Source organism: Butyricicoccus sp. AF35-5AC (assembly GCF_003477715.1).
Classification (GTDB): Bacteria; Bacillota; Clostridia; order Oscillospirales; family Butyricicoccaceae; genus Agathobaculum; species Agathobaculum butyriciproducens.
In genome coordinates, this window is sequence record NZ_QUDX01000005.1 from 197,215 (window position 1) to 215,112 (window position 17,898).

Here is a 17,898-nt window from a genome sequence, read left to right on the forward strand (position 1 = left end):
ATTTGATTTTTATGCTTCGTGCGGCAGCACGCATTCAATCGAATTTGCTTTGCAAATTCATAAATTCCGGGAGCATGGCCCAGACCACCCTCTCTTGCCGCTATGCGGCAATTCACCTTGTGTATCTCGGAATTTATACAAGGGAAGAAAAAATGTGTCCGCAGGACGCGGTTTTTCTTCGAGATTCGCTCGAAAGCGTGGTTTCGAGCGAGAGGCTGTTCGGAAAACGAAGTTTTTCGACAGCCTCAGGGACATACTGAAAAGTATGTCCCTTTTTTCACACCCGCAATAAAAGGAGGAACTCAAGGATTATGAGAACATCAGTCAAACGTCCCTGTCGCCTGATTGCAGCCGCGCTTGCCGCTCTGCAGCTATGCGCAGGCGCTGCCGGAGCCGTTTTCGACAACAGCTTCAGCTACACCTACTCCCTCGGCAGCGGTCTGCAGTACAGCCGCACCGAGGGCAAAAACAGTGCCGGTCTGCAGCACGCGAACGTGCTGACATACTCGCCGAACGCCGGTGTAACGCCCCTCATGGTCTACGCCGATGAGCAGCTGTACGGCAGCAAGGCCACCATCACAAATGCGGTGAAATATCTGCAGAACCAGGGAAAAACCGTGCTTGGCGGCATGAATGCAGACTTTTTCGTTATGTCTACCGGCATTCCGATCGGTCTGGTCATCGACAGCGGCGAGCTCATTTCGTCCGATGCCTGGCAGTATGCGGTCGGCTTCAAGCAGGACGGCACAGCTGTCCTCGGCCGCCCGACTATGGGCATCCGCGTGAGCGGCAAGAGCGGCACGGTCAACGTATCCTACTTCAATAAGACGCGCACGACGGCTGGCGCGTACCTGCTCGATCACAACTACGATGACTCGACGCACTTTGCGGCCAAGGGCACGAGCATTATCCTCGAGCGCGTGGATGATACACCGGTCAAGGTCAACGGCTCGGTCAAGCTCAAGGTTGTGAACAAGGGCACGGGCAGCAGTCCCATTACGATCACCAAAAACCAGATGGTGCTTACTAAGTCGGACGGCGCAAATGTACCCTCATGGGTGGATTTCGAGGTTGGCGAGGAAGTCACACTGTCTATCGCAGCGAACGACAGCAGCTGGAGCGACGTGCAGTATGCGGTCGGCGGCAAGCTGCTGATGGACAACAGCACGATCACGACCGACGGCATCGACGCAGGCTCGACCCGCAGAGCACGCAGCGCAGTCGGCGTGAAGGCAGACGGCACGGTTGTTCTGTATGAAATCGACGGCAACCAGTCCTCGTACAGCGTCGGTCTGACGGCGGCAGAACTCGGTCAGGAGCTGAAGGAGCTCGGCTGTGTCCGCGCCATCTGTCTGGATGGCGGCGGCTCCTCCGCAATGGCGGTCCGCAATCCCGGCGAGAGCACCGCAGCTTTGATCTCCCAGCCGTCGGACGGCTCACAGCGCGCGTGCGCCAACTACATTTTCTTTGTCAACAACATCGCGTCGGACGGTGTGACGGCTCATGCTGTGCTCACGCCCAGCCACCGCTATGTGCTCCCGGGTGGAAGTACCTGGTTCTCGGTCAAGGGTGCAGATGCGTCTTACGCCTCGGCAGACGCACCGACCGACCTCAGCTACACGGTGAATGATGAACTGGGCACGGTCTCCGGCCAAACGTTCACCGCGGGCAGCAAGGCCGGACGTGCGGCCATTACCGGCTCAAACGGCACGGTTTCCGGCTCGATGAACGTGTGCATCACCACCGGTGTGGACTCGATCGCACTGCAGAGCGGCGGCAAAGCGCTCAGCTCTATCTCGGTCAAGCCGAACCAGACCGTCAACGTGGATGCGCTCGCGTACCACCTCGGCCATACGATGGGAGCTGCGGATTCCTGCTTCAAGTGGAGCGTGTCCGGCGATGTCGGTGCGGTAAATGCGGACGGCGTGTTCACTGCGGGCAGCCGGATGGCCTCCGGCACGCTCACCTGCTCGTATGGCAGCGTAAGCAAGTCCATTTCGGTCAATGTTGGCATGGGCGACGCGCAGAGCGCTCATACCGTTGCGGATTTTGAAAGCGGTCTGAACAATCTGACCGCATCGGACGGCGTAACACTCTCGCGGGTGACGGATTACACCTCGGTGGCACGCGGCACCGGTTCGCTCCAGGCGATGTGGAACGGCACCGACACGAACGGCTTTACGATTTCTGTTCCGGCGGCTGATGCTTCGAGCATGCAGCACCTGACACTGTGGGCGCACAGCAGGAACACGGCAGGCACGCTCACGGCGGTGTTTGCCGACGCGGAAGGCAATGAGCTGACCGCTCCCCTGTCCGCTGCAACCGGTAACAGCTGGAAACAGCTGACGGCAAGCGTGCCGGACGGCGCACAGCAGTTCACCGGTCTGCGGTTTGACAAATCCGACGCAGGCTCCGGCGGCTCGGCGCTGTACCTCGACCAGATCGTACTGAGCGCAGATCATGCGGTGACGAATACGGATGCGCCGTCGGTCAAGCTGAATACGACCTCGGCAACGGTCAGCATCGGCACAAATGCCGCGCTTTCCGGCACTGCCACCATGGAAAACGGCAAATATCCGGTGCGCGCAAGCAATATTGCGGTCAAGGTGGACGGCAAAGCCGTTTCCGGTGCAGCTGTGATGAGCGGCTCGACCATGACCATTACGACCGGCACACTGTCTGCCGGTACGCATACCGTGACCGCTGACGTGTCCGATGATGCAGGCAACCGCACGCGCGTTTGTGCGACCGTAACCGCCGGTTCGGCATCCAACGTGTTCGCGGACACCGCGTCGCACTGGGCAAACGGCTACGCTTCCCTGCTGAGCGCACGCGGCATCATGAAGGGCGAAACCGCAAACGGCAGCACCTATTTCCGCCCGAACCGCAACCTGACCCGTCAGGAGTTCGCGGTGACGATGGCGCGTCTGCTGAATCTGGATACCTCCAGCACCTCCGGCACGCTCGGCTTTGCCGATGAGGACAGTATTCCGAGCTGGGCACGCGGCGCAGTTGCCGCAGTTTCGCGTGCGAACATTATGAACGGCTCGAGCAGCAATGGCAAGCTGTACTTCAACCCGCAGGCCACCATGACGCGCGCTGAGGTTATGACGGTCATCGGCCGCTGCCTGCCGCGCGGCTATGCGGCGGTCAGCCTGAATTACACGGACGCGTCCGTGATTCCGTCGTGGGCGACCGAGCAGGTCAAGACCTGCGTTTCCGCCGGTGTCATCGGCGGTTACTCGGATGGTACCATCCGACCGAACGGCAATATCACCCGCGGTGAGATTGCGAAAATTCTGGCTCTGTTCTAATGGCCGTCCCGGAACTGCAGTTTTACAACAGCAACACCCGTCAAGAAAAATCTTGACGGGTGTTCAGTCTATCAAAAAAGCAGCATTTCGACTCTCGTACTTCGTGCGGCAGCACGCATAAAATAGAATTTGCGGAGCAAATTCATAAATTCCGAGAGCATGGTCCAGACCACCCTCTCTTGCCGCTATGCGGCAATTCACCTTGTGTATCTCGGAATTTATACAAGGGAAGAAAAAATGTGCCTGCAAGGCGCGGTTTTTCTTCGGAATTCGATCGAAAGCGTGGTTTCGATCGAGAGGCTGCTCGGAAAACGTTAGTTTTTCGACAGCCTCAACACCCGTCAAGAAAAATCTTGACGGGTGTTTTCTTATGCCTTTTCAGCTTTCTTCGGAAGCAGCAAGCCAATCAACAGACCGACCGCAGCCGGAATCAGCCAACCGAAGCCGAGTGCGTTCAGCGGCAGTGTCCTCAGCAGCGGCGACACGACCGGAATCGGGAATGCCGCGGCAATGCTCTGCACCGCAGTAAAGGCAATGCAGAGGCGGTAAACCGCACAGTGTTTCTCCGGCTTCGGGAGGAACGACAGTGCAATCAGTACGATAGCGACCGGATAAATCGCGTTCAGCACCGGCGTGGACAGACGGATAATACCCGCCAGACCGATATTCGAAATAATCATGCTGGCCGCAGCAAAGAACGCCGCAATGGCCGGATACGGAATACGCGGCAGCAGCTCATGGAAATACTGGCCAACGCAGGCAATCAGGCCGACACAGGTATTGAAGCATGCAATGACGAAAATTGCGGCAAGCAGCACCTGCCCGACCGGGCCAAACAGACCGCTGGCAATATTGCTCAGCGTATCCGCGCCAGTCGAGCCGCCCGGCCATGCCGCGCCGGACAGTGCGCCAACGTGCGTCAGCATCGCGTAAATCAGAAGCAGCATTGCGCCTGCAATCCAGCCTGCACGGATGGTGCTGCGGCGCACCTGCTGTTCGTCCTCGATACCGTAATCCCGAATATTCAGCGCGATAACCGCGCCGAAATTGAGTGCCGCCAGCGTATCCATTGTCTGGTAGCCATCCAGAATGCCCGTCAGGCTCGGCAGCGAAGCGTAGTCTGCGGTCGGCACGCCGTAATGCTCTGCCACCGGATGAAACAGGCAGCCGAAAAACAGCACGAAAATCAGTACAATCAGCGTCGGACATAGAATACGTCCGAGCCAGCTTGTCAGCTTTTCCGGGTGCAGTGCAACGAAAAACGCTGCCGCAAAGAACACAATAGAGTAAATCAGCTGCCGCATTGCATCTCCGCCAACGAGCGGCGTGAGCATTTGGAACGATGTACTCGCCGTGCGCGGGATGGCCAGACACGGACCGATCGACAGGTAAACCAGCAGCGCGAATACTTGCGCAAATCGCGGATGCACACGCCCGGCCAGCTCGGACAGCCCGCCTGCACGCGCGACCGCAATCACGCCAATAACCGGCAGGCCGATCGCGCTGAACGCAAATCCGACAAAGGCCAGCCACGCGTTAGTGCCCGCCTGTGCACCGAGATACGGCGGGAAAATCAGGTTTCCGGCACCGAAAAACATAGAAAATAGTGTAAAACCTACCAAAAGCAGGCTTCTTCGGCTCAACTTTTGCATAGCAGTTCTCCCCTTCCTTCTGAATAGTGATAGTGCCATCATCGCGGGACAATGGCGCTCGGGTTTGCATCCGGATCAGATGCGTTTGCTCATTTTTTCGCTGTATTCTGCGCGATAGTCCTCGAATGTGCCATTATCGAGTGCGTCACGGATTTCCTGCATGAGGTGGTTGTAGAACCACAGATTGTGCATAACGAGCAGTCTCTGGGACAGCATTTCACCGCTCTTGAGCAGGTGGCGCAGATAGGCGCGGCTGAACCGCTGACAGGTCGGGCACTGACAGCCTTCTTCGATCGGACGGTCATCGGTCTGGTACTTAGCGTTCATAATGTTCAGGATGCCGTTGTGCGTGAACAGATGACCGTGACGCGCGTTGCGGGTCGGCATAACGCAGTCGAAGAAATCAATGCCGCGGGCGACACCTTCAATAATGTTACTCGGTGTGCCGACACCCATCAGGTAGCGCGGCTTATGCTCAGGCGCATGCGGCAGAACAACATCGAGAATATGGTACATGACCTCGGTGCTTTCACCGACGGCAAGACCGCCGATGGCATAACCCGGCAGATCCAGCTCCGCAATTGCTTCCATGTGCTCGATACGCAGGTCATCATAAGTGCCGCCCTGATTGATACCGAACAGCAGCTGGTGCGGGTTTACCGTATCCGGCAGCGTGTTCAGACGGTCAAGCTCGGTTTTACAGCGTTTGAGCCAGCGTGTGGTACGGTCAATGGAGTTTTTTACATACTCACGCGGCGCGGGGTTCTCGATACACTCATCGAACGCCATCGCAATATCCGAGCCAAGGTTGGACTGGATGCGCATGCTCTCCTCCGGTCCCATGAAGATCTTGCGGCCGTCAACGTGCGAGTGGAAGGTTACGCCTTCCTCCTTGATTTTGCGCAGGGTCGCCAGCGAAAACACCTGAAATCCGCCGGAGTCGGTCAGCATCGGACCGTCCCAGCGCATGAATTTGTGCAGACCGCCCATCTGCTTGACGATCTGGTCGCCCGGACGGACATGCAGATGATAGGTGTTGGACAGCTCAATCTGGCAGCCAAGCTCCTTGAGATCGAATGCGTCAACCGCACCCTTGATAGCACCCGCTGTGCCGACATTCTGGAATACCGGCGTCTGTACCACGCCATGTGCCGTGCAGAACTCGCCGCGACGGGCGCGGCCCTCGGTTTTGATTAGGTTAAATTTTCCGATTTCCATAATTCCCTCTTATCCTGTTTTTATTAGTACAAAAGCATCGAATCGCCGAACGAGAAGAAACGATATTCTTCCTTAATGGCTTCCTGATACGCATTCATGACCATTTCTCGTGTCGCAAATGCCGAAATCAGCATCATCAGCGTGCTCTCCGGCAGATGGAAGTTGGTCACGAGATGATCGACTGCCTTGAATTTATAGCCCGGATAGATGAAAATATCCGTCCAGCCGGACTGTGCGCGCACGGTACCATCGTCAGCTGCGATGGTCTCCAGCGTGCGGCTGGCTGTTGTGCCGACCGCCCAGATCTTGCCGCCTGCGGCACGCGTATCGTTGATGATCCCCGCGGTCATCTCGTCCATGACATAATACTCGGAGTGCATGATGTGGTCGGTGATCTCATCCTCCTTGACCGGGCGGAACGTACCCAGACCGACATGCAGCGTCACGAACGCCAGTTTTACTCCCTTGGCTTTCAGCGCGTCAAGCAGCTCGGTCGTGAAGTGCAGACCGGCGGTCGGTGCAGCTGCAGAGCCCGGTGTTTTAGAATAAACCGTCTGGTAGCGTTCGGGATCATCCAGCTTTTCCTTGATATACGGCGGCAGCGGCATGGTGCCGAGCTTGTCGAGGATTTCCAGGAAAATGCCCTCATAGTGGAAACGGATCAGGCGGTTGCCGTCCGGCTGAACAGCCTCAACGGTTGCGGTCAGCAGGCCGTCACCGAAGGTCAGCTCTACGCCGGTGCGGGTCTTTTTACCCGGACGCGTCAGGCATTCCCACAGGCCGTCGCCCTTGTCGGTCAGCAGCAGCACCTCGATTGGCGTAACATGGCCGACAGCGTGGCCCATCAGCCGCGCCGGAATAACGCGGGAATTGTTGAACACCATGCAGTCGCCCGGCTGAACATACTCCAGCAGATCGCGGAAATGACGGTGCGTCACCGAGCCGTCCCTGCGGTCGAGCACCATCAACCGGGACGCGTCGCGCTGCTCCAGCGGATGCTGGGCAATCAGGCGTTCGGGCAAGTCAAAATAAAAATCGCTTTTCTTCATCACAAAGGCAAGGACGCTTTTAAGACAATATCGCCTAAGCGCCCCTGCCGTTTTTCCTCCCTTGCGTGTTGATTTTATAGATTACTCGGCAATTTCAATGCCGGTAAAGTAGAATTTCAGAATCTGATCATAGGTGAAGCCCTTCTGCGCCATTGCGTAAGCGCCCCACTGACTCATGCCGACGCTGTGTCCCCAGCCGGAGCCGCTGAACGTATAGCTGGTCGGATTGGTAACGGTCGGCGTGGTATTCGAGCCGGTATTGCCCGAATTACCGCTGTTTGCATCCTCGTCATCGCCGGAATAGTCACTTGTGGTTTTGACAAGCACAGTGCTGCTTGCGTTGTCGAAGTCAACGTCAAAGCCAATCGCCTTGCCGATATCGCGCAGCTTGTAATAGTTGTTGCCGTTGATGATGTAGCCGTCCAGTGTGATCTCCTCGCCGTCGAGCACAATCGTCGAGGTGGATTTGCCGATTTTCTCCACCGCCGTGGACGAATCCGCAAGCTCGCCGCCAACGGTCTCATACGCCGTGCCGGAGGTCAGGAGAATACGTTCATTCTCCTTATCCCAGCGGACGTTGAACTGGCCTTTGGTGCCGCTCAGCAGATATGCAATATCGCGCAGCTTGAAATAATTGTTGCCATACTGCGTGCCGTTTACAATGTAATACCCCTGCGGAGATACGTTTTTGCCGTTGACCTTGACGTTATGCGTCGAAGCCTTGACCTGCAGACTTGTCTTGTTGCCCGAGCCGCCGACCGGCGTGATCGTATAGCGAATGCTCTTGAGACCGAACACTGTGCGGACGCTGCTCCTGGAAATCGTAACCGACTTGCCGCTCGTATCCGTCACCGTCACTTCGTTTACGTTATCGGTTGCGGTGCGCTTGGTGACCTGCACATTTGCCACCTTGCCGATGGAATAGCCTGCGGCATTCACCTTCTGCTGAATCTCATCGGCGGTGAGCGTCACCGTCCATCTGTCCTTGCTCGGGTCCTCATACGGGTCAGCCTTACCCTTGAGGTACGCGTAATCGCCGCCCCAGACATTCGCTGCGTCCTCGGTTGCGCCGCCGTCCGACGAATAAAAGTAACCGATGACCGAGCTGCCGTTGTACGACAGCGTTTCACCCTTGGTCGCATCTACTGCCGCGTCAGAGGCCTCGGTTGCACGGTTGGCGCCCAGATACACCTGACAGTTCGTGGTGTTGCACAGCTCGTAATCACTGCCGTGCTTGTGTGTGCCCAGTGCGAACGAACGAGCACAGACTGCCTGCGCCTTCTGTGCTTCGGCAGGCCAGTCCGGGTCGATCTCGTACGGCAGAACACCCTTCACATAATCCTCCACACCCACATAGTTTATAACAGTGATGCTGCCGTTCGATGCGCGGCGGTACACAAAATCACCGTGCCACTTGTAGCCCTTGAACCACGTCAGCGTGCTGTTCGGACGGATGGCGATATGGTCTGCACCCGCTGCGGACGTATACAGCACCGAGCCGCTGTCGGTATCGATGACCTGAAAGGCATCGTTCACCAGCTTGACGGTCAGCGCACTGCTCGTGATCGACTTGCTGCCGGAGAACGCGGTACCGCTGACGGTGCCGACCGTGTAGCCGGTTTTGCAGCCGCTAACGTTCTCGAGTTGCGGTGCCGCAAAGGCGGAAGCGCCGCTGATTGTCAGACCGACACGCAGGCGTGTATCGCTGTTTGCTGCATGTGCCGGAACAGCACCGATGCAGGTGACCGTCATCACAGCGCAAAGCAGCATGGATAACAGCTTTTTCATTTTATCAACTCCTGTTTTATTTTTTATCCTTGTTTCGCCTTGTTCTTATTGACAAACTCAAGGGTATATTCTAAAATAAAAAGCGAAAGTATCAATACAGATAGAGGTGCGGTTTTCATCAGTACCGGTTGGAAGGGTCCGCAGACCCGATAATCACCCGGGAAAGGGACCTCCGCCGAAGCCGGTGCTTGTTGCGGAAAGACCGTGCTGGACGCCGTCGGAAAATATCCCAGCGTCTGTCATCAGCGGAAACGCCGGTGGAGAGCTATTCTGTTTAGAGGTTTGCGGTTTGTTCCGCTCCTTCTATTATAGTATAGATCATACCGGTTTTTCAACCGGTATTTTTCTTTTGAGGTAACTCCGCACGATTTGTCTGCGGCACTTTGCGAAAAATTGCTCTTGCTGAATCATCCGAAGTCACCTCTGAATGTTCTTTCTGTATGTTTTTCATCACATAATTTCTTTGTTAGAATACCTTTTGGAAGGATTTGATAAACATGAAGCAGTACAAAGTAGGCATTGTCGGCGCGACCGGTATGGTAGGTCAGCGCTTCACCCTGCTGCTGGAAAACCACCCGTGGTTCGATGTCGTAGCACTCGCTGCATCCGGCCGAAACAAGGGCAAGACCTATGCCGAGGCTTGCGAGGGTCGCTGGAAGATGACCGTTCCGATGCCCGACAAGTACAAGGACATGGTAATGTATGATGCAACTGCTGATGCAGAGGAGATCGCCTCCAAGGTTGATTTCATCTTCTGCGCGGTAGATATGAAGAAGGATGAGATCCGCGCCCTTGAGGAGAAGTACGCAAAGCTCGAGTGCCCGGTTTGCTCCAACAACTCCGCTCACCGTGGCACCCCGGATGTTCCGATGATCATTCCGGAGATCAACGCTGACCATGCCGAGATCATTCCGGCACAGCGCAAGCGTCTGGGAACCAAGCGCGGCTTTATCGCCGTTAAATCCAACTGCTCTATCCAGTCCTACGTTCCGGCGCTGTCCGCTCTGATGGACTTTGAGCCGACCGAGGTTTCCGTCTGCACCTATCAGGCGATCTCCGGTGCCGGCAAGACCTTCGAGACCTGGCCCGAGATGGTAGACAACGTTATTCCGTACATCGGCGGCGAGGAAGAGAAGAGCGAGAAGGAGCCGATGAAGATCTGGGGCCACATCGAGGGCGACCACATCGAGTCTGCGACCACTCCGGTTATCTCCGCACAGTGCCTGCGCGTTGCATGCTCTGACGGCCACATGGCTGCCGCTTCGGTCAAGTTTAAGAACAAGCCGAGCAAGGAAGTTATGATCGAGCGCTGGAACAACTTCAAGGGCCGCGCACAGGAACTGAACCTGCCGTCCGCTCCGGAGCACTACCTTACTTACTTTGAAGAGGATAACCGTCCGCAGACCAAGCTGGACCGCAACCTTGAGAATGGTATGGGTGTTTCCATCGGCCGTCTGCGTGAAGATACCATCTTTGATTACAAGTTTGTCAGCCTGTCGCACAATACGCTGCGCGGCGCAGCAGGCGGCGCTGTTCTGATGGCAGAGCTGCTTTGCGCCGAGGGCTACATGGACCGTTAAGGAGGTCACCGTTTTATTATGAAGAAGCCTGTTTTTACCGGTGCTGCGGTTGCTATTATCACGCCGTTCAAGTCCACCGGTGAGGTCGATTACGAGGAATTCGGCAAGATCATCGACCACCAGATCGCACACGGCACGGATGCCATCGTTGTCTGCGGCACCACCGGTGAGGCATCTACCCTGCACGATAAGGAGCACCGCGAAGCACTGGCATGGTGCTGTGAGTATGTCAACCATCGTGTTCCGGTCATTGCCGGCACGGGTTCCAACGACACCGCATACGCCATTGAGCTGACCAAGTTTGCAGCTGAATGCGGCGCGGATGCCGGTCTGTCGGTTACGCCGTACTATAACAAGACTACGCAGCGCGGTCTGATCGCACACTACACCGCAATCGCAGACTGCTGCGATCTGCCTGTCATTCTGTACAACGTACCGAGCCGCACCGGTGTATGCTTTACCGCCGATACCCTGTATGAGCTGTCCAAGCATCCGAACATCAATGGTCTCAAGGCCGCATCCGGCAATTTCAGCCTGCTGGCTGAGGCCATGGCTAAGTGCGGCGACAACCTGAATATCTGGTCCGGCAACGACGACCAGATTGTTCCGCTGATGTCTCTCGGCGGCAAGGGCGTTATCTCGGTGCTGTCCAACGTAGCACCGCAGGTTGCACACGACATTACTCAGCTGTGCTTTGACAACCGTTATCCGGAGGCTGCTAAGCTGCAGCTGCAGTATCACGATCTGATCGATGCACTGTTCTGCGAAGTCAACCCGATTCCGGTTAAGAAGGCTATGGAGCTGCTAGGCTGGAAGGTCGGCGGTCTGCGTCTGCCGCTGGTTGAGCCGAGCGAGGAGCACATCGCGTACATCAAGCGCGAGCTGGAAAACGCCGGCTGCAAGATCTAAAGGAGCTATAAAAAGATGTTGAAAATTGCACTTTCCGGCTGCTGCGGCCGTATGGGCCATGTCATCAACGACATTGTCAGCGGCAGAGAAGGTATGGAGATCGTTGCGGGATTTGATATCAATACGGTGCAGTATGCAGGTTTCCCGATTTTTGCCGATCCGTTCGAGTTTACCGGCGAATGCGATGTAATCATTGACTTCTCCAACGCCGCTTCTACCGAGCGCCTGCTCGATTACTGCGAGCAGCACGGCACGCCGGTCGTTATCTGCACCACGGGTCACTCTGCGGCGCAGCTGGATCGCATTCGTGCGGCTTCTGCAAAAATCGCAGTATTCCGTTCGGGCAACATGTCGCTCGGCATCAACCTGATGAGCGAGCTGCTCAAGCAGTCCGCCGCTGTTCTGGGTGACAAATACGACGTGGAGATCATTGAGAAGCATCACAACCAGAAGCTGGATGCTCCTTCGGGCACGGCTCTCATGCTGGCTGACGCAGTTGCGAGCGCACTCCCCTATGATGCGGAGTACGTTTACGACCGTCACGAGCGCCGCGAAAAGCGTCCGGCACACGAGATCGGTATCTCCGCGATCCGCGGCGGCACCATCGTCGGTGAACACAGCGTGCTGTTCTGCGGCCGCGATGAGATCATCGAGATTAAGCACACCGCCCTGTCCCGCGAGGTTTTCGCGGTCGGTGCGGTTGATGCAGCCGCTTTCATGGCCGAGCGCACCCAGCCGGGTATGTACGACATGAGCGATGTTATCGCATCCCACAAGTAAAGCAAAAGGGATTCTGTTTCTGACAGAATCCCTTTTTTCGTGTAAAAACCGCTCTTGAAAGTTCGAGAGCGGTTTATTTTTATTCTACGCGGAGCTTTTCTACTTCGGCTTCGTTCGGCGTGACATACGCGGTCCGGTACACATGGTAGATGACCATGCCCGGCTTCGCGCCCGCAGGCTTTTTCACCTGGCGAACCGGCGTGTAGTCCACCGGCACCAGAGAAGACGAGCGTCCGCGCGAATGGTACGCCGCGATCATAGCGGCCTCGGTCATGGCCTCATCAGTCGGCTCCCTGCCATCCGTCACGAGGATAACGTGCGAGCCGTGAATCTTCTGCGTGTGGAACCAGATATCGCTCTTGAACGCAGTTTTGAGTGTCAGCAGGTCGTTTTGCAGATTGTTTTTACCTGCAAATACGTCGAAGCCGTCGCTCGTACGGTAATGGAACGGCTTGGCCTGCACCGGCTTGCCGCGCAGCTTCTTGTTGCGCGTCTGCTTGGCAGAGAGCACACCGGACTGCGTGAGCTCCTCGCGCAGCTGTGCAAGATCACGCTCGTTTTCGGCTTCGCTGAGAGCAGCGAGGACACTTTCCAGATAATCCAGCTCGGCTGTGCCCTGCTCGATCTGCTGTGTGAGCACTTCCTCAGCGGTCTTGGCCTTGTTGTACAGCTTGAAATACTTCTGTGCGTTCTGCTGCGGCGTCAGCCGCACATCTAACGTAATTTCAACCTCCGGACAGCTTTCAGCGTAGTAATCGACCACTTTCGCCTTGTTCATGCCCTTTTCCAGCTGATACAGGTTCGCAGCGATGAGTTCACCAGTGCGCTTGTACTGCTCACGGTTGTGCGTAGCCGCGAGTTCCTTTTTCTGCGCCGCCAGCTTGCGGGCCACGCGGTCGCGGGCATTCGTGACCGTTTTGTGCAGGTCGCCGGTGCGGCGCTGCATCCGCTCAGCCTTACCCTTTTTCTCAAAGAATGCTGCAAGCAGTGCACTGAAGCTGTCCGCCTGCGTGATGTTCATCAGGCCCTCGTACTGCGTCACCGGCAGGAAGGTGAAGTCGAACACCGCACCGTCCTCGACCTTGGTCAGCAGGAAAGGCTTGGCTCGGTCATCCTCGACATACGACATGAAATCGTCGTACACCTTGCCGAGCTGCTGACGGTTCTCGTCTGTCATGCGTGCGATCGGCTTGGCTGCATCGCCGGTCGCGCGGAAGGACAGCTCGCGGCAGAGCAGCGGCGAAAAACCCAGAAGCTGGCTGAGCAGCCAGCGGTCAAGCGTCTGCCCTTCCTCGGCCTGCGATACGGCGGCGGCAAGTCCCGTGCCGGAAACCGTGAACGGGTCGTGCTTGTCCTGTGCGGGCGGCATGCGGTAAAACAGACCGGGCAGAACCTGTCGCTTGCCGGACAGGTCGCCGTCTACACGGCGCAGAGCGTCAATAATGCGGTTGTCCTCGCCACACAGGATGACGTTGGAATGCTTGCCCATCAGCTCGCAGATGAGGTGCTTTTTGCAGGGCACACCCATTTCATCCGTCGTATCCAGTTCAATGGTGAGCATACGCTCAACCGCCGGCTGGCTCACTGCCGCAATCTTTGCGCCCTGCACATGCTTGCGCAGCAGCATGCAGAACATCGGCGGTGCCGCCGGATTCTCTCGAGCCGCGTCAATAAAATGCACGCGCGGCGCACCTGCCGCGATCGACAGCAGCAGTCGGCGCGGACCGCCCTGACCGCCGCGTGTCTGCAGTACGATTTCATCGCGGTCCGGCTGATAAACCTTCTCTACACGACAGCCTGCCAGTACGTTATTGAGTTCATTTGTCACTGCCCGCAGGCAGATCGCATCTAATGGCATATAAATTCTTCCTTAAACAAATTGGATACAGTCCGCGTGCCGCTCGGAAACCTCGGTGAGCACCTGCGGGAATGCGGCTGTGATTTTATCGGCAAACACGGCTGCGACCGGATTTTCGGTCGGGAAGTGTCCTGCATCCACCAGAGACAGACCGATGGCCTGTGCACGCTGCATGAGATCGTAGCTGCAGTCGCCGATGACGAACGCCTGTGCGCCGCCTGCAGCGGCATAGTCCATCAGCTTGCCGCAGGCACCGCCGCCGACCGCTACGCGCGTGATCGGCTTGCCGCCGTCACAGAAGCGCACACCGCCCGCACGCAGGCATTCCTTGACATAGAGTGCAAATTCGCGCGGCTGCATTTCACGCGGCAGATCGCCCACACGACCGAGCATGCCGTTCTCGCCGGCCTCCATATTCACCACGTTGGTGAGGAACAGCGCGGACGCGAGTGCGTCATTGACACCACCCTCCGCACAGTCTGCGTTGGTATGCATGCAGATAATAGAAATATCGTGCTTGATCGCGTAACGCAGCACTCGACCGGTCGTATCGTCCGATGTCACACGGCTGACTGAGGTGAAGATCGCCGGATGGTGTGCGACAACAAGCTGCGCACCGCGCTCAGCCGCTTCCTGCACGACCGTTTCTGTCACATCGAGCGCACAAAGCACGCTCGTGACCTCCTGCGCACGATCGCCGCACAGCAGGCCGACATTGTCCCAGCTTTCCGCCAGCTCGTAGGGAGCAAGGCCCTCCATAAATGTCAAAATATCCTGAACTGTCGTCATTTCAGTTCCTCCCTTGCAGATTGGATGCACTGCACCAGCGCACGCTGGTACGCGAGACGCTTGTTCTCCGATGCGCCCTGTTCCATGCCGTCCAGTGCCTTTTTCTCCCGCAGGTAGAGCTGCTCAAGATAATCGGCAGCCCCCTCTGCACGCAGCAAGGCCGGAGAAACCGCACATTCGCTCAGCGGTATTTCCCGCTTCGATGCACCGCCGCGCACGCTGAGAACGACGTAACGCCGTCTGTCCTCGCGGCACAGCGTTTCACGCTCGATGGCGTAGCCGTGCGCGTACAGCCACCGGCGCAGTTCGGCAATCATGGTCATCGGCTGGAGCAGCAGCAGATGGTCACCTTGGGCGGTCCACGGTGCGGCAGTCAAAATCTCTGCGATGGTCTGACCGCCCATGCCTGCGATTGTTACGGTGTCGCATTCCTCCGCCCGCACAGCCTCCAGTCCCGGCGCAAGCCGCAGAGACAGGGATACATTATGCTCTTTCGCATTGCGCTCCGCATGCGCCAGCGGTCCCGAACGGATATCCGAGCCGATAGCCGATGCAATATGCCCATCCAGCAGCAGTGAGATCGGCAGCTTGCCGTGATCCGTTCCGATATCCGCCAATCGAGCATTCTGCGGCACCAGAGCCGCCATACAGGCCAGCCGCGGTGTTAAAATCATACTTTCCATGTAAAACTCCAAAAAAACAGAGCCGGCAAACAATGCCAGCTCTAATTTTCTTACTCACTCGACTTATTCGCCCAGAAAAGCGTTGAGCTTGGCAACCAGTTCATCTGCATTGGTGCCGTGTACCATGCAGGCCTCCTCGATGCTCTCGCCCTGAGATGCCGGGCAGCCGAGGCAGTGCATGCCGATTTCCATAAAGAAACGAGCGGTCTCGATGTTCATATTCAGAACCTCACCAATGGTGGACTTCTTCGTAATAGCAGCCATGATAGTAGCCTCCTGTTGCTTTTTGTTTGTTTATAGTATACCGCAAAAATCCGTACTATTCAAGTAGTAAATAGTATTCCCTGTGAAATCGGTCGGAAAAACTGCGTAAAACAGACAAATCATGTATTCACCGAGAAGTTCCCGCTGTACGAATCATCTCCGGCTGCTGCGGAACTGCTTCATCCGGATTTCCGAGCAATGGCTGCAGGAGGCTCCGGAGCACGCAAATCCGATGATACTCATACAAAAACAGAGCGTTTCACTGCTGTGAAGCGCTCTGTTTTCATTTTTTATTCCTGCAACAAAAAAGCCGGCGTCTGCATTTTGCAGGCGCCGGCCTCATACATATCTGACACTTTTCCACCTTCACACTGATAGCACTTCTCTATTTTCCTACCACAAGAATAATGGAAGGACTGCCGGATTTTCCACGCGATGTGCCAGATACCGTCCGAGACGGATGCCGAGCAGCCTCAGCACGAGCAAATACAGTATGATAGCCGACACGAGTGCTGCCGTGAGGGCGGTCACGGTGTTATCAAACCGGCAGGCGAACGTCTGCGCGAAAAAGCGAGTCCACAGGTAAACTGCAGCGCCGCAGAGCAGCGGCACGCCGAACCGCCGGAAGGGTTTCAGGCGGAACGCTGTCCGCCGGTGCAGGATGGCAAGGTTGACCGCAGCGGCGCTCGCTCCGGTCAAAAACATGGCAAGCAGGTAGCCGTAAATGCCGAGCGTTGGCCTTGCACACCAGCGGTACAGCAACGCAAGCTGGCACAGCTCCGCAGAGATGGCGGTTGCCACGTTCCACCTTTGCAGACCGAGCGCATTGAGCAGGCTGCCGGTCGCCATCTGGTAGTAGGCCGCCACGGCTGCCGCGCCGAGCAGCGCGGCGTAGCCGCCGGTGAGTGACTGGCGGAAAAACATCTCGCTCAGCTGCGGTGCCAGCGGCACGAGAACAGCAGTTGCCGGCATGCCGATGAGACCCACAGTCGTAACGGCACGGCCGGTCAAAACACGCACGCGTGCCTGCTCACCGACTGCCTGCGCTGCCGTGACGGCGGGCAGCAGCGCCGTGCAGACCGAGCTGACGAACGCGACCGGAAACAGCAGCAGCGGCATGGCCATGCCCGAGATCACGCCGAGCGCAGACAGCGCCTGCTCATAGTCCAGACCAGCGGCCATCAGCCTTTGCGGCAGCAAAACGGAGCCTGCCGAGCCAAGCATATTCCCGATCAGCGCCGAGGCCGATAATGGCGCGGCAATGCCGAAAAACTGACCGTAAAGTTCCTTATCCGGCCTTGTAAAGCGAATATGCCGCATATTTCGTCGGAACAGCCGTGTGAGGAAAAGCGCGCTGAAAATCTCGCTGCACACCATGCCCGCGAAGATGAGCATGGCGATTCTGCCATAGTCGCCGCTGCCATATTCGTACAGCAGAAAGCTGACCGCGAATATGCGGATAAGCTGCTCACCGACCTCGGAGCAGGCCGTGTACTGCACCCTTTCCAGTCCGATAAACAGCGATTTAAAAATATTTTCCACGCCAGTGAGTGCGAGACACAGCAGCATGTACGGAAACGCGCGCGCACAGCGTCCATCACCGAGCAGATTTGCCGCGATACTGCCGCCGCACAGCAGCACCACCGCTGTGCAGGCCGCACTCAGCGCAAAAAAGGCGCGGAACGCCAGCCGCAAAACCGCGCCTAAGCGATGGCTCTCCCCTCTTGCTTCGCACGCCGCGCTCAGCCGCGAACACGCTGTTGTCACGCCGGACAGACAGCCCGCATTCAATACTAAATACACCGAATTGACCAGCCGATACACGCCCAGACCTTCCGCACCCGCAAAGCGGCTGAGCACCACGCGATAGACAAATCCGAGCACCTGCAGCAGCACATTTCCGCACGCGAGCACGCCTGCCGCGTATAAAATCGTTCCTTTTCTGACCCGCACAGCATGACCCCATTTCACGAAATTCTATGCGGATTTCGGACGGAATATGCGTACAAAAACT

At 57.0% G+C, this 17,898-nt stretch carries 13 protein-coding genes and 1 riboswitch; of the genes, 4 read left to right on the forward strand and 9 right to left on the reverse strand.

Annotated elements, in window-relative coordinates:
- Window positions 1-311 precede the first annotated feature (311 nt).
- Window positions 312-3,314: an S-layer homology domain-containing protein gene (locus DWZ82_RS08685; RefSeq protein WP_118480230.1), complete on the forward strand. Its 3,003-nt coding sequence runs from the start codon at window positions 312-314 to the stop codon at window positions 3,312-3,314.
- A 368-nt stretch (window positions 3,315-3,682) separates the two neighbouring features.
- Here DWZ82_RS08685 and brnQ read toward each other — a convergent pair whose 3' ends face one another.
- The 4 genes from brnQ to DWZ82_RS08705 all read right to left on the reverse strand — a co-directional run bounded on the left by brnQ (window position 3,683) and on the right by DWZ82_RS08705 (window position 9,021).
- The gene (gene brnQ, locus DWZ82_RS08690; RefSeq protein ID WP_118480232.1) at window positions 3,683-4,966 is read right to left on the reverse strand and encodes a branched-chain amino acid transport system II carrier protein; all 1,284 of its coding nucleotides are present in this window, start codon (window positions 4,964-4,966) and stop codon (window positions 3,683-3,685) included.
- Between the two features lie 75 nt (window positions 4,967-5,041).
- The gene (gene tgt / locus DWZ82_RS08695; RefSeq protein WP_118359587.1) at window positions 5,042-6,184 is read right to left on the reverse strand and encodes a tRNA guanosine(34) transglycosylase Tgt; all 1,143 of its coding nucleotides are present in this window, start codon (window positions 6,182-6,184) and stop codon (window positions 5,042-5,044) included.
- A gap of 23 nt (window positions 6,185-6,207) precedes the next feature.
- Window positions 6,208-7,233 carry a tRNA preQ1(34) S-adenosylmethionine ribosyltransferase-isomerase QueA gene (queA, locus tag DWZ82_RS08700; protein WP_118480235.1) on the reverse strand — a complete coding sequence of 342 codons (1,026 nt, stop codon included), beginning with the start codon at window positions 7,231-7,233 and terminating at the stop codon, window positions 6,208-6,210.
- 81 nt (window positions 7,234-7,314) lie between these two features.
- Window positions 7,315-9,021 carry a SpoIID/LytB domain-containing protein gene (locus tag DWZ82_RS08705; RefSeq protein WP_118480237.1) on the reverse strand — a complete coding sequence of 569 codons (1,707 nt, stop codon included), beginning with the start codon at window positions 9,019-9,021 and terminating at the stop codon, window positions 7,315-7,317.
- 93 nt (window positions 9,022-9,114) lie between these two features.
- A riboswitch (Lysine riboswitch) is annotated at window positions 9,115-9,297 on the forward strand.
- A gap of 221 nt (window positions 9,298-9,518) precedes the next feature.
- On the opposite strand from DWZ82_RS08705, the gene asd reads away from it, so the two are divergent.
- The 3 genes from asd to dapB are packed head-to-tail and all read left to right on the forward strand — an operon-like array spanning window position 9,519 to window position 12,290.
- Window positions 9,519-10,601: an aspartate-semialdehyde dehydrogenase gene (gene asd / locus DWZ82_RS08710; protein WP_117490632.1), complete on the forward strand. Its 1,083-nt coding sequence runs from the start codon at window positions 9,519-9,521 to the stop codon at window positions 10,599-10,601.
- Between the two features lie 18 nt (window positions 10,602-10,619).
- Window positions 10,620-11,510, forward strand: a complete 891-nt coding sequence (gene dapA, locus DWZ82_RS08715; protein ID WP_118480239.1) for a 4-hydroxy-tetrahydrodipicolinate synthase — start codon at window positions 10,620-10,622, stop codon at window positions 11,508-11,510.
- 15 nt (window positions 11,511-11,525) lie between these two features.
- Window positions 11,526-12,290, forward strand: coding sequence for a 4-hydroxy-tetrahydrodipicolinate reductase (gene dapB, locus DWZ82_RS08720; protein WP_118359595.1), 765 nt, complete (start codon window positions 11,526-11,528; stop codon window positions 12,288-12,290).
- 79 nt (window positions 12,291-12,369) lie between these two features.
- On the opposite strand, the gene DWZ82_RS08725 is transcribed toward dapB, so the two are convergent.
- From DWZ82_RS08725 to DWZ82_RS08745, 5 genes are all read right to left on the reverse strand, one after another.
- On the reverse strand, window positions 12,370-14,148 hold the full coding sequence (locus tag DWZ82_RS08725) for an Rqc2 family fibronectin-binding protein (RefSeq protein ID WP_118480241.1): 1,779 nt from the start codon (window positions 14,146-14,148) through the stop codon (window positions 12,370-12,372).
- Between the two features lie 12 nt (window positions 14,149-14,160).
- Complete coding sequence (locus DWZ82_RS08730; RefSeq protein WP_117490624.1) at window positions 14,161-14,937, reverse strand: Nif3-like dinuclear metal center hexameric protein; 777 nt, start codon at window positions 14,935-14,937, stop codon at window positions 14,161-14,163.
- Window positions 14,934-15,620, reverse strand: a complete 687-nt coding sequence (locus DWZ82_RS08735) for a tRNA (adenine(22)-N(1))-methyltransferase (protein WP_118480243.1) — start codon at window positions 15,618-15,620, stop codon at window positions 14,934-14,936. The genes DWZ82_RS08730 and DWZ82_RS08735 overlap by 4 nt, the downstream gene beginning before the upstream one ends.
- A 63-nt stretch (window positions 15,621-15,683) precedes the next feature.
- Entirely contained in the window at window positions 15,684-15,884 is a 201-nt protein-coding gene (locus tag DWZ82_RS08740; RefSeq protein WP_110436676.1) for a DUF1858 domain-containing protein, read from the reverse strand.
- Window positions 15,885-16,277: 393 nt separating this feature from the next.
- A complete protein-coding gene (locus tag DWZ82_RS08745) occupies window positions 16,278-17,837 on the reverse strand; it encodes an oligosaccharide flippase family protein (RefSeq protein WP_158575159.1) in 1,560 nt (519 codons plus the stop codon).
- Window positions 17,838-17,898: the final 61 nt, after the last annotated feature.